The 11,773-nt window shown below is 69.7% G+C and carries 12 protein-coding genes; 4 read left to right on the top strand and 8 right to left on the bottom strand.

What is annotated here, in order from left to right:
* Window positions 1-20 precede the first annotated feature (20 nt).
* From ftsZ to AC1DSA_RS12940, 3 genes are all read left to right on the top strand, one after another.
* Window positions 21-1,274 carry a cell division protein FtsZ gene (gene ftsZ, locus AC1DSA_RS12950; RefSeq protein ID WP_477889726.1) on the top strand — a complete coding sequence of 418 codons (1,254 nt, stop codon included), beginning with the start codon at window positions 21-23 and terminating at the stop codon, window positions 1,272-1,274.
* A 171-nt stretch (window positions 1,275-1,445) separates the two neighbouring features.
* Window positions 1,446-2,369 carry a UDP-3-O-acyl-N-acetylglucosamine deacetylase gene (lpxC, locus tag AC1DSA_RS12945; protein ID WP_477889724.1) on the top strand — a complete coding sequence of 308 codons (924 nt, stop codon included), beginning with the start codon at window positions 1,446-1,448 and terminating at the stop codon, window positions 2,367-2,369.
* Window positions 2,370-2,372: 3 nt separating this feature from the next.
* Window positions 2,373-2,552 carry a hypothetical protein gene (locus AC1DSA_RS12940; RefSeq protein ID WP_477889722.1) on the top strand — a complete coding sequence of 60 codons (180 nt, stop codon included), beginning with the start codon at window positions 2,373-2,375 and terminating at the stop codon, window positions 2,550-2,552.
* A gap of 16 nt (window positions 2,553-2,568) precedes the next feature.
* Here AC1DSA_RS12940 and ruvC read toward each other — a convergent pair whose 3' ends face one another.
* From ruvC to AC1DSA_RS12900, 8 genes are all read right to left on the bottom strand, one after another.
* Window positions 2,569-3,117, bottom strand: a complete 549-nt coding sequence (gene ruvC / locus AC1DSA_RS12935; RefSeq protein WP_477889720.1) for a crossover junction endodeoxyribonuclease RuvC — start codon at window positions 3,115-3,117, stop codon at window positions 2,569-2,571.
* Window positions 3,118-3,188: 71 nt separating this feature from the next.
* Entirely contained in the window at window positions 3,189-4,181 is a 993-nt protein-coding gene (locus AC1DSA_RS12930) for a phosphatidate cytidylyltransferase (protein WP_477889718.1), read from the bottom strand.
* A complete protein-coding gene (locus AC1DSA_RS12925; protein ID WP_477889716.1) occupies window positions 4,178-4,810 on the bottom strand; it encodes a lysophospholipid acyltransferase family protein in 633 nt (210 codons plus the stop codon). The genes AC1DSA_RS12930 and AC1DSA_RS12925 overlap by 4 nt, the downstream gene beginning before the upstream one ends.
* A complete protein-coding gene (locus AC1DSA_RS12920; RefSeq protein WP_477889714.1) occupies window positions 4,807-5,538 on the bottom strand; it encodes a transglycosylase domain-containing protein in 732 nt (243 codons plus the stop codon). Before AC1DSA_RS12920 ends, AC1DSA_RS12925 begins: the two co-directional genes overlap by 4 nt.
* Entirely contained in the window at window positions 5,535-6,347 is an 813-nt protein-coding gene (gene aroE, locus AC1DSA_RS12915; protein WP_477889712.1) for a shikimate dehydrogenase, read from the bottom strand. The genes AC1DSA_RS12920 and aroE overlap by 4 nt, the downstream gene beginning before the upstream one ends.
* Window positions 6,348-6,378: 31 nt before the next feature.
* Complete coding sequence (locus tag AC1DSA_RS12910; protein WP_477889972.1) at window positions 6,379-7,227, bottom strand: energy transducer TonB; 849 nt, start codon at window positions 7,225-7,227, stop codon at window positions 6,379-6,381.
* Between the two features lie 10 nt (window positions 7,228-7,237).
* Entirely contained in the window at window positions 7,238-9,298 is a 2,061-nt protein-coding gene (locus AC1DSA_RS12905) for a ribonuclease catalytic domain-containing protein (RefSeq protein WP_477889711.1), read from the bottom strand.
* Window positions 9,299-9,341: 43 nt separating this feature from the next.
* Window positions 9,342-9,929, bottom strand: a complete 588-nt coding sequence (locus tag AC1DSA_RS12900) for a YqiA/YcfP family alpha/beta fold hydrolase (RefSeq protein WP_477889709.1) — start codon at window positions 9,927-9,929, stop codon at window positions 9,342-9,344.
* A 78-nt stretch (window positions 9,930-10,007) separates the two neighbouring features.
* Between AC1DSA_RS12900 and AC1DSA_RS12895 the strand changes: the two genes are divergently transcribed.
* Window positions 10,008-11,771: a hybrid sensor histidine kinase/response regulator gene (locus AC1DSA_RS12895; RefSeq protein WP_477889707.1), complete on the top strand. Its 1,764-nt coding sequence runs from the start codon at window positions 10,008-10,010 to the stop codon at window positions 11,769-11,771.
* Window positions 11,772-11,773: the final 2 nt, after the last annotated feature.

Here is an 11,773-nt window from a genome sequence, read left to right as displayed (position 1 = left end):
CAACGAATCAGGAGTAAGACATGAGCATCGAAATGATCGAAGTCGAGGAGTTCCACCAGGGCACGCAGATCAAGGTGATCGGGGTGGGCGGTGGCGGCGGCAACGCGGTGGCGCACATGATCGAGCGCAGCGTGCAAGGCGTGGAGTTCATCTGCGCCAACACGGATGCGCAGGCGCTGGCGCGCAGCTCGGCGCACAAGCACATCCAGCTCGGAGGCACGGGCCTGGGCGCCGGCAGCAAGCCGGAAAAGGGCCGGGAATGCGCCGAAGCCGCGGTCGAATCGATCCGCGAGGCGATCACGGGCGCGCACATGCTGTTCATCACCGCCGGCATGGGCGGCGGCACCGGCACCGGCGCCGCGCCGGTGATCGCGCGGGTGGCCAAGGAAATGGGCATCCTGACCGTCGGGGTCGTGACCAAGCCGTTCGACTGGGAAGGCGGCCGGCGCATGACCAACGCCGACAGCGGGCTGGCCGAGCTGGAAGCCAACGTCGATTCGCTGATCGTGGTGCTGAACGAGAAGCTGCTGGAAGTGCTGGGCGACGACATCACCCAGGACGAGGCCTTCGCGCACGCCAACGACGTGCTGAAGAACGCCGTCGGCGGCATCGCGGAGATCATCAACGTCCCCGGCCACGTCAACGTGGACTTCGAGGACGTGCGCACGGTGATGGGCGAGCCGGGCAAGGCGATGATGGGCACGGCCCTGGCCGCCGGCCCGGACCGCGCGCGGATCGCCGCGGAACAGGCCGTGGCCTGCCCGCTGCTGGAGGGCATCGACCTGTCCGGCGCCAAGGGGGTGCTGGTGCTGATCACCGCGGCCAAGGGCAGCCTGAAGCTGTCCGAGTCCAAGCTGGCGATGAACACCATCCGCGCCTACGCCTCGCCGGACGCGCACGTGATCTACGGCACCGCCTACGACGACGAGCTCGGCGACCAGGTCCGCGTCACCGTGGTGGCCACCGGCCTGTCGCGCCAGGGCCAGCAGCGCCGCACGGCGCCGCCCCTGCAGGTGCTGCGCACCGGCACCGACAACGTGCCGTTCAACGTGCCGACGATCAACAACGTCGTGGGCGGGCCGGGCGCGATCGTCACGCGCGAGATGCAGACGGGCGGCGGCGCCGCGCCCCAGCAGCCGGACTACGGCGGCCTGGCGGTGCCGAGCGTGTGGCGCACCAACCGCACCCAGGCGGCGGCCAAGGTCGACGCCCTGTCGAGCGGCGGCATGGACGACTTCGAGATCCCGGCCTTCCTGCGCAAGCAGGCGGATTGATCTTGCAGTCGTTCAGGCGCAACGGGCCCCACGGGGCCCGTTTTTTGTCCTTTACCGCCGCTTCATCCGCGCTTCACGCCGCGGGTGGAGGCTGAGCCAATGGGCTGGCTCTATCGGGGACATGCGGAAACTCAACGGGGCGGAAATGCGGGCGCCACTAAAATCGCACGCATGCTCCGGCAACGCACCCTCAAGACCCTGACCAAGGCCGTCGGCGTGGGCCTCCACAGCGGCCAGCGGGTCGAGATGACGCTGCGCCCGGCGCAGCCCGACACCGGCATCGTGTTTCGCCGCGTCGACCTCCCGCAGCCGGTGGACATCCCCGTGTCCGCCGAGGCGGTGACCGACACGCGCATGGCATCCACCATCTCCAATGGCGGCGCCAAGGTGCACACGGTGGAGCACCTGATGTCCGCCTGCGCCGGCCTCGGCGTGGACAACATGTATGTGGACATCACGGCCGAAGAGGTTCCGATCCTGGACGGCTCCTCGGCATCCTTCGTGTTCCTGCTGCAAAGCGCCGGCATCGAGCTGCAGAACGCCCCCCGGCGCTTCATCCGCGTGACCAAACCGGTGGAAGTGCGCGAGGGCGAGGGCGAGAACCTGAAGTGGGCGCGCCTGGACCCCTTCCACGGCTACAAGCTCGGCTTCGAGATCGACTTCGACCACCGGGTGGTGAACTCCACCGGCCAGCGCTACGAATTCGACCTGAGTTCGGGCCACTATTCGCGTGACATCGCCCGCGCGCGCACCTTCGGCTTCACCAAGGACGTGGAGATGATGCGGTCGCGCGGCCTGGCCCTGGGCGGCGGCATGGACAACGCGATCGTGGTGGATGACTACCGGGTGCTCAATGCCGAGGGCTTGCGCTACGACGACGAGTTCGTCAAGCACAAGATCCTGGACGCCATGGGCGACCTGTACCTGGCGGGCAAGCCGCTGCTGGCCGCGTACAGCGCGTTCCGCTCGGGCCACGCGCTGAACAACCAGCTGATCCGGGCGCTGCTGGCCGACCAGGAGGCGTTCGAAGTGGTGAGCTTCGGCAACGAGCGCGACGCGCCCGCGGGCTTCGCACAACCCGTGCGCGCCTGGTAGGGGATGGTCCTCGTCAGGACGCTGGTCCTGCTGCTGTTGCTGGCGGCCGGGGTCCTGTTCGCGCTGTATGCCTTCACCGCCAACCCCAGGTACAAGCGCCTCGGGCTGGTGATCCTCAAGTGGACCCTGCTGGCGGCGCTGGGCTTCTTCGCGATCCTGTTCGTGGAGCGGCTGGCGGCTTGAACCTGGGGACGCGGGCCTAGATGACCCGCCCCGTCTTGTAGGAGCCGGTGTTGCGCCGCGCCACCTGGCCGGCCGCCTGGATGCGCGCGGTGCCGACCCCCGCGTGCGCATGCGTGATCGCCAGGGCCAGCGCATCGGCGGCGTCCTTGCCCGGCAGCCCGGGCAACTGCAGCAGCCGCTTGACCATCTGCTGCACTTCCGCCTTGGCCGCGCGGCCGGTGCCCGCCACCGACTGCTTCATCTGCATGGGCGTGTACTCGGCCACGGGCAGGTTGCAGGACACCAGCGCCGTGACGCAGGCGCCGCGGGCCTGTCCGAGCAGCAGCGTCGACTGCGGGTTGACGTTCACGAACACGATCTCGATCGCGGCGGAATCCGGCTGGTAGCGCGCGCGCAGTTCGCCGATCCCGTCGAACAGCACCTTCAGCCGCGCGGGCAGGTCGCCGCGGGCGAGGTGCGTGGTGCTGATGGTGCCGCTGGCCACGTAGCGCAGCGTGTGGCCTTCGGCATCGACGACGCCGAAGCCGGTGGTCTGCAGGCCGGGATCGATGCCGAGAATGCGCATGGGCCGATCTTAAGGCTTGGAGCCTGCGCGGCACAGCAACGGGCCTGCGCCGGGGCTTGGAGCGCGGGCTCCTAGGCGCCGAAGTACCAGCGCACCGAATGGAAGAAGATGGGCGCGGCGAAGCACAGGGCGTCCACCCGTTCCAGCAGGCCGTTGGCGCCCGTGACGGACCGCCCGCGCGGTCCCCACGAAGTCACGCCGCGATCGCGCTTGAGCGCCTTCATCACGAGGTGTCCCAGCGAGCCGGCCACGCAGGCCACGAAGGCCGCGGCCAGCGCCTGTCCGGGCTGGAAGGGCGTAATGAACGACAGCAGGGCGCCCAGCACGCTGCCGACGAACACCCCCCAGCCCCAGGGCCGCCAGCTGAAACTGCTGCTGATGCCCGGCAGGCTGGCCGGCCGGCGCAGCCTGCGCGTGACCAGGTGCTGCACCACCATGCAGGTCTGCACCACGATCACCAGGAAGAACACCAGGAAGGCCTGCTTGCCTTGGTAGTTGCGGCGGGGAAACTCCAGCAGCATCAGCGCGGGCACGTGGCTCATGCCGTAGACGCAGACCACGATGCCCCACTGCAGCTTGGCGTTGCGCTCCAGGAAGCGCTGCGGATCGCCCGACAACGCGCTCGCCACCGGGATCGCGAGGAACACGTACACCGGGATGAAGACGGTGAACAGGTCGAAGTGCCGCGTCGCCACGAGCCAGAACTGCAGGGGCAGCACCACGAAGAAGGCCAGCACCAGGCTGCGATGGTCGCCGCGGCGGGTGGGCGACAGCGTGATGAACTCGCGCAGCGCGAAGAACGCGATCAGCGCGAACAGCACGGTGGCGAAGGTCTCGCCGCTGGCCCACGCGAGCCAGAACAGCACCACCATGGCCCAGGAACGACCCAGCAGGTGTCGGAAGTCGTCCAGTTCGGTCCGCCAGGTCTCGTCGTGCGCCGTGCGCTGCTCGCGCAGCGTCAGCAGGAAGGCCGCCACGCTGGTGAGGACCAGGATGCCGAACACGGCGAGGAACAGCGCGCCCACCTGCTCCGAGGCCGTCAGGTTGCGCAGGGCCTGGTTCATAGGTCGCGCAAGGCGATGACCGCCGCCCGTGCGCGGTCGAGGAAGGCCCGGCGTTCTTCGCCGGCTTCCAGCCGGATCGGGGCGCCGAAGGTGACGGAGCACAGGATGGGCACCGGCACCACCTCGCCCTTGGGCATCACGCGCTGGATGTTGTCGATCCAGGCCGGCACCAGCACCACGTGCGGAAACTTCAGCGCCAGGCTGTACAGGCCCGATTTGAACGATTGCGGTTCCTCGCCGTCCCCGCGCGTGCCTTCGGGGAACAGGATGATGGAGTCGCCGCTGGCCAGCGCCGCTTCCAATGGCTCCAGCGGATCGCTGTCGCCCTTGCGTTCGCGGTCGACGTACACCGCGTTGAACACCGCGGTGGTGATCCACTGCTTCAGCGGCGTCTTCGTCCAGTAGTCGCGCGCCGCCACCGGCCGCGTGATGCTGCGCAGCTCCTGCGGGAGCGCCGCCCAGATCATGACCAGGTCCGCGTGGCTCTGGTGGTTGGCGAAGTAGATGCGCTGTTCGGCCTGCGGCGGGCAGCCGTGCCAGCGCGCCTGCGCGCCCGTCAGCACGCGTACCAATTGCAGCAGGAACCAGCCCAGCGCCCGGGCAGCCCAGGGCGACAGGGCGGCCTTCAAGGCAGCTCGGCGTCGCGCATGCGGGCGACGATGGTGGAGGTGCGCCCGGCCAGGTAGCTGGAACCCGGCATCTTCTCGAAGCGCTTGGGCTGCGGCAGCATCACGGCCAGCCGCGCGGCCTCGTAGGGCGAGAGCCGGCTCGCGCCCTTGCGGAAGTAGTGCTGCGCCGCGGCCTCGGCGCCGAACACGCCGTCTCCCCATTCCACGCTGTTCAGGTAGATCTCCAGGATGCGCTGCTTGCTGAGCGTGTGCTCCAGCGCCATCGTCAGAACGAACTCCTGCCCCTTGCGCAGCAGGCTGCGCTCGCCGGAGAGCAGCAGGTTCTTCGCCAGTTGCTGCGTGATGGTGGAGCCGCCCACGATCTTCGGCGTGCGCGCGCGCGCCGGTGCAAGTGCCGCGCGCCTGGCGTAGATCTCCTCCGCCTTGGCGTTGCGGGCCCAGGCCTTCTCCAGCGCGTCCCAGTCCACGCCGTCGTGGTTGACGAAGCTGCCGTCCTCGGAGGCGATCACCGCGCGCTTCAGGTGGTCCGAGATGCGGTCATAGGGCACCCACTGCTGCCGCCAGGGCAGCCGGTGCTTCTCGTTGACGATGCGCCAGGCCTCCGAGCGCTGGAAGGTCGTGGACTCGGGCGCGATCACGGCCATCGCAGCAATGCGCAGCACGAAGAAAAGCTGGAGGGCGACCAGGGCGGCCAGCACCAGCGCGAGCCAGCGCAGGACCGGTTTCACCGCTGCAGCTCCTGTCGCAGTTCGGCCAGCACCTGCGCCGACGGCGGCCGCACGCCGCGCCAGATCAGGAAGGCTTCGGCCGCCTGCTCCACCAGCATGCCCAGGCCGTCGCGGCCGACCGCGCCGTGCTCGCGCGCCCACTGCAGGAAGCCCTCGGCGGCCGGCCCGTACATCATGTCGCAGGCGAGCGCGCCGGGCCGCAGCACGCGCGCGTCCACCGGCACGCCGCTGCCGCTCAGGCTGCTGGCCGTGCCGTTGATGACGACGTCGAAGTCGCCCGGAATGTCCGCGAGGGTCGTCGCGCGCAGCTCCACGCCACGCTCGCGCGCCAGTGCGGCGTGCCGTTCCACCAGGGACTGCGCCTTGGCGACGGTGCGGTTGGCCACCACGATGCGGCGCGGGCGCGCGTCGATCAGCGGGCCCAGCACCCCGGCGGCCGCACCGCCGGCGCCCATCAGCAGCAGGTCGCGGCCGGCGAGCGGCAGGCCGGCGTTGCGCTCCAGGTCATGGACCAGCCCGATGCCGTCGGTGTTGTCGCCGACGATGGCGCCGGCGTCGAAGCTGAGGATGTTGCAGGCTTCGGCCAGCGCGGCGCGCGCGCTGCGCCGCGTCACCAGAGACGCGGCCTGGAACTTGAAAGGCACGGTGATGTTGCAGCCCTTGCCGCCTTCGGCGATGAAGGCGCGCACGGCCTGCGGGAACTCGTCGAGGCCGATCAGGCGCTTGCCGTAGGCCACCGGCTCGCCGGTGAGGGCGGCGAAGCGTGCGTGGATCCACGGCGACTTGCTGTGGTCCACGGGATTTCCCATGACGCAGTAACGGTCCACGGTCGGTCGGGTCTCAGCGGTTGGTGAGCCGGGTTTCGAGCGTGTCGTCGCGGGTGAACTTGAAGCGCGACACCACCACGATCTGGTCGGCCTTGCGGCGCATCGCGTCGTTGAAGCGGCCGAACGGCCCGGCGGCGCGGGCGATGGTCGCGGCGCGCCGGTCGAGCGTGTGGTTGCCCGAGGTTTCGACCACCTCGGTGTCCAGCACTTTGCCATCGTGGTTCACGGTGACGATCATGGTCAGCTCGCCATAGAGCTTGCGCCCGGCCAGCTCGGGAAAGTTGTGGGTGCCGCGGTCCTCGATCTTTCGGCGCAGCGTGTCGTAGTAGACCGCATACACCTCCTCGCGCGTTGAGGGGCTGATGTAGCGTTTCTTGGGCCGTGCGTTTTCCTCGTTGATGCGCTTCTCGATCTCGGCGAGCAGCTTCATCAGGTGGCGGCGCTTGTCCTCGCGCGCGGCGGCCTCGGGATTGTTGCGGGCCAGCTTGGGATCGGCCGGCGGCATCGCGGCCAGGGTCCGCTTGATCTGCGCCAGCATCAGCATCTGCTGCTCCTGCATCTGCTCGATCTTCTGCTGCTCGTCCTCGGCGGCGTCGCCGATGCTGGAGAGCGCGGAAGGAGGCAGGGGCGAGGTGGCGCGGCCCTTTTCGAGCTCGCCGCCGCCGGCCAGGCTGCTCTGCGCGATGGCCTGGGCGCGGTCCGGCTTCTCGTTGCTGCGCGCGTTCACCAGCACGACCTCGAGCGGCGTGTCCTGGAAGACGCGGTTGAAGCCTTCCGGATCGACGATGCGCAGGGTCAGCACCGCGGCGTGGACGACGACGGACACGCCCAGAGCGATCTGCAGGGTGCTGAGGGACTTCAGGTTCACGACGTCACATCGGCGCTGCCGGCGCCACGGAGGAGTTGTCCTCGGAAGTGTCCGTGACATCCACCGCGATCGCAATCGGGCCGGCGACGGTTTCCTCCTCGGTGTCGTCCTCCGCCGACACTGCCGCTTCGGGCGCGGTGTCCAGGCGCTGGAGGACGGTGCCGCTCACGTCGAGCGTGATCAGGTCGATCTCGCCCAGCTTCAGGCGCACGCGGGCGCCGCGCGGCAGGTCGGCCGCGCCCAGCACGGGCAGCACCAGCGGCAAGGCGTCGGCGCGCGCCAGGCCTTCCTTGAACACCGTGGCATCGAGTTCGCGGACGTCCTGCTGCCGCAGGTACTGCAGCGTCCAGTAGCGCTCCATACCCGCCTGGTGCGCGTTGTAAGCGGAATAGGCGGCGTCGAAGGCCGAGATGATGGAGAACAGCTCCGCGTCCTTGGGCTTGAACGGCGCGGCCAGCGCCGCGGTGCGGCCGTGGCGCGCGGCCGCGATGATCTGCCACTGGTTCACCAGGTCCGTGTAGCGGCGCAGCGGCGAGGTGCTCCAGGCATAGGCCTTGACGCCGATGCCCGCGTGCGGCTGAGCCTTGGTGCCCATGCGCACCTTCACGCCGGGCGCCAGGCTCGCCTGGCTGCGATAGATGCCGGGCACGCCGATGTCGGCCAGCCACAGGCCCCAGGTGCTGTTGGCCAGGATCATGGCCTCGGCCACGATCAGGTCCAGCGGCGCACCGCGCCGGCGCACCGTGATTTCCACCGGCTCGTCGCCCTCGGGCCCGGCCTCGGCCGCGGCCGGCACGCGGAAGTTGTAGTCGGGGCGGTTGAAGCTCTCCGGCTTGCCGCGCACCACCTCGCGCTGCGCCTTCAACTGCCTGGCCAGTCGGAACAGGAAGCACAGCTCCCGGTGGAAGCGGGCGGCGGGCGCCGGCACGTGGTCCGTGGCGGCATCCGGGTCCTCCAGGAACTCCTCGGTGAGCGTCGCATCGAGCTGGTCGTGCCGCAGGTTCACCGCGATCGGCACGCGCTCCAGCTTGGTCTCGCTGGCCTTGACTTCCAGAGTCGCCTCGTCGAACTGCACGTAGAGCGACACGGCGGGGCAGTCCCGGCCCTCCATCAGCGTGTACGCCTGCACCACGTCGTCCGGCAGCATGGTGATCTTGTGGCCGGGCATGTAGACCGTGGACAGCCGCTGGTGGGCCAGCTGGTCCAGCGGGGTGCCGGTCTGGATCGCGAGGCCCGGGGCGGCGATGTGGACGCCTACGGTGACGGTGCCGCTGCCCAGCCCTTGCACCGACAGCGCATCGTCGATCTCGGTGGTGCTGGAGTCGTCCACGGAGAACGCCTGCACCGTCGCCAGCGGCAGGTCGTCCTTGATGGCCGGCGCCGCCACCGGCGGAAAGCCGGTGCCCTTGGGGAAGTACTCGAGCAGGAAGCGCTTCCAGTGGAACTGGTACGGCGAGGTGATCGCGCCCGACTTCTGCAGCAGGTCCAGCGGCGCCGTGTGCGTGCTGCGCGAGGCTTCCACGACCGCCCGGTATTCGGGCGCGTTCTTGTCCGGCTTGAACAGGATCTTGTAGAGCTGCTCGCGGATCGGCGGCGGACAGCTGCCGGCGGCGAGCTCCGCGGCCCAGGCGCTGATCTGCGCCTGCACCTGCTTCTTCTTCTCGATGGCCAGCAGCGCCTGCTGCAGGATCTCCGCCGGTGCCTTGCGAAAGCGCCCCTTGCCGGCGCGCCGGAAGTAGTGCGGCGCGTCGAAAAGGCGCAGCAGCGCGCCCGCCTGCTGGGCGAGCGTGGCCTGCGCGCTGAAGTACTCGCGCGCCAGGTCGGCAAAGCCGAATTCCGCCTCGGGCGCGAATTCCCAGGCCAGGTCCAGCTCGATGCCGGACGCCAGCGCCTGCGCCTCGCGCAGCAGTTCCTGGGGCTGGGGCTTCTCGAACTTCAGCAGGACGTTGGCCGACTTGACCTTGACGCGCTTGCCGCTGTCCAGCTCCACCTGCGCGGAGGCATCCGTCTCGGACAGCACACGGCCGGCCAGGAATTTCCCGGCGTCTTCAAACAACACGAACATGGGTGGATTGTCCCATGCGGGCCCCGGGGCCCCGCCCGCCCGGCTAGGCGAGCCGCAGGAAGGCGAGCACTTCGTCGATGTGCCGGTCGAAATCCGACAATGCGTGGTCGCCGCCTTCCAGCAGCTTGACGCGGATGCCCGGGTAGCGGCCCGTCATCTCGCGCCAGTCCAGCACCTCGTCGCCCTTGGCGATCACGGCGAAGTAGCGCTCCGGGTGGCGCACCGGGCCGCGCGCGAGGGCGCGCAGTTCGTCCACGTACTCCGGCGCAAAGTAGAAATGCTCGGCGGGATCGTGCCAGGCCGTCTGCTCGCCGATGTAGCGGCCCAGGTCGCGCGCCGGATCCACGGCCGGATTGAGCAGCACCGCGGGGCAGCCGGTTTCCTCCGCCACCGACGTCGCATAGAAGCCGCCCAGGGAAGATCCGACCACGGCCATGCGCGAAGCTGGCCACTGCGCGATGCCCTCACGTACCATGCGCATGGCGGCCTGGGGAGAAGCGGGCAGCTGCGGACACCACCAGGTCACGGCAGGGTGGCGTTCGCGAATGGCGTGCTCCATCCGCTGCGCCTTGAACGAGCGTGGGGACGAGCGAAACCCGTGGAGGTACAGAAGGTGGCTGGTGACGTCCATCCGCCGGATGGTAGAGGTCCGGCGCCGGGGAATGCACAAACTCGGCGTTCCGAGCCAGTTTCTAGCGTGGAGAAGCGGTTGCCCGATCATGAACAACGGGCGGCGGGCGTCACGGACGCCTCCGCCGAGCTGGTCAAGCGAAGCGTTCACATGATCCTCGCCCAGACCGGGGCGGGCGCAGGCACGGCCCTGCTGATGGGGGCCACCCTGGGCGTGGTCTTCGTCCCCGTGGTGGGCTGGGCGCCCTTTCTTGCCTGGTACCTGCTGCTCGCCATTTGCATGCTGGCGCGCCAGCCCTACTTCCGCCGGCTGGTCGCGCGCGAGGGCGCGACCGAGGGGACGCTGCGCCACATCGCCGTGGTGGTCGCGCTCACTGGCTGGTTCGCGACGCTCTCCGTCCCGCTGTTTTCCGGCTATGTCTCCGTGGCCGACCTGGGCGTGCTCACCATCATCACCGTCGGCTGGGTGTCGGTCGCCGTGTCCGTGCTGGCCGTGCAGCCCCGGGTGTACGCCCTGTACCTTGCGGCCTGCCTGAGCACGGTGTTCCTGGGCTGGCTGCGCCACACCGGCTCGCGCGAGGTGCTGCTGATCGGGGTCGCGATGCTGCTGGGCGGGCCGATGCTGGTGCGCCTCGCGCACATCGTGCAGTCGCAGCTGCGCGACGCGGTGGAGGCTGCCCAGCAGAACGCGGTGCTGGTGCGGCAGTTGCGGGCGGCCCTGCAGGCCCAGCAGGAGACCCAGCGCGCCCGCTCGCGCTTCCTCGGCGCCGCCAGCCACGACCTGCGGCAGCCGGTGCAGGCGCTGCTGTTCCTGTCCGACATCTTCCGCAAGTCCACCGACCCGGCCCGCCGCGACGCCATGGCGCAGCAGATCGTGCGCACCGGGGAATCCATCGACGGCATGTTCCGGCACCTGGTGGATTTCGCGCAGATCGATGCGGGCACCATGCGCGCCGTGGTGCAGCCGGTGCACCTGGAGCACATCGTCGGCGCGGCCGTCACCGGTTTCGCGGAGAAATGCGCCGCGCGCGCCCTGCGATTCCGCCTGGTCATGCCGGAACACTACCGGGTGGCGGCCGACCCGGTGCTGCTCGAGCGGATGCTGCGCAACTTCCTGGACAACGCCTTCAAGTACTCGCTGCAGGGCGAGATCGTGCTGCGCGTGCAGCGCGACGACGACGAGGTCGTGCTGACCGTGAGCGACCAGGGGGTCGGCATGGAGCCGGAGGACCTCGCCCAGGCCTGCAACGCGTTCTACCGCGGCCGGTCGGCCAGCCTCGCGGAAGCAGAGGGGATCGGCCTCGGGCTCGCCACCTCGCGCCACATGGCCGATCTGATGGAGGCGGGACTGCGCATCGATTCCGAGCCGGACCGCGGCACCCGGGTCACGGTGCGGCTGCCGATCGCGCACGAGGAGAGCCGCCCCGCGCCACTGCCCTTTCGCGATCGCGGCGCTTCGATGCTGCGCGGCCTCCTGGTGGCCGTGGTGGAAAACGACCGGCTGGCCCGCGACGCCCTGTGCAGCTGGCTGCAGGAAGAGGGGGCGCGGGTGGCCGGGGCGAGTTCGCTGCCCCAGCTGCGCGAGGTGCTGCGCAGCCTCAACGAGGCGCCCGACCTGCTCCTGGCGGACTACCGGCTCGCCGAGGGAACGGGGGTGGATGTGGTGGAGGCCGTGCGCGCGACCTACGGTTGGGTGCCGGCGTGGATCATCACTGGTGAGCCCGACATCGCCCAGCTGGGCCTCGACCTGCCGGTGCTGCAGAAACCCATCACGCCGGAACGGCTGCTCGACGCCATCGGCGCGGCCTTCCCGAACCACGAGTCCGCCGACGCCCTGCGCTGAGA

It is taken from the genome of Ramlibacter sp. P4_H7 (genome assembly GCF_056400765.1).
This window is presented reverse-complemented; position numbering and strand designations above follow the sequence as displayed.

Coding starts and splice junctions, on each gene's coding strand:
- ftsZ (WP_477889726.1), top strand. CDS start 21: ATGAGCATCGAAATGATCGAAGTCGAGGAGTTCCACCAGGGCACGCAG.
- lpxC (WP_477889724.1), top strand. CDS start 1,446: ATGCTCCGGCAACGCACCCTCAAGACCCTGACCAAGGCCGTCGGCGTG.
- AC1DSA_RS12940 (WP_477889722.1), top strand. CDS start 2,373: ATGGTCCTCGTCAGGACGCTGGTCCTGCTGCTGTTGCTGGCGGCCGGG.
- ruvC (WP_477889720.1), bottom strand. CDS start 3,117: ATGCGCATTCTCGGCATCGATCCCGGCCTGCAGACCACCGGCTTCGGC.
- AC1DSA_RS12930 (WP_477889718.1), bottom strand. CDS start 4,181: ATGAACCAGGCCCTGCGCAACCTGACGGCCTCGGAGCAGGTGGGCGCG.
- aroE (WP_477889712.1), bottom strand. CDS start 6,347: ATGGGAAATCCCGTGGACCACAGCAAGTCGCCGTGGATCCACGCACGC.
- AC1DSA_RS12905 (WP_477889711.1), bottom strand. CDS start 9,298: ATGTTCGTGTTGTTTGAAGACGCCGGGAAATTCCTGGCCGGCCGTGTG.
- AC1DSA_RS12900 (WP_477889709.1), bottom strand. CDS start 9,929: ATGGACGTCACCAGCCACCTTCTGTACCTCCACGGGTTTCGCTCGTCC.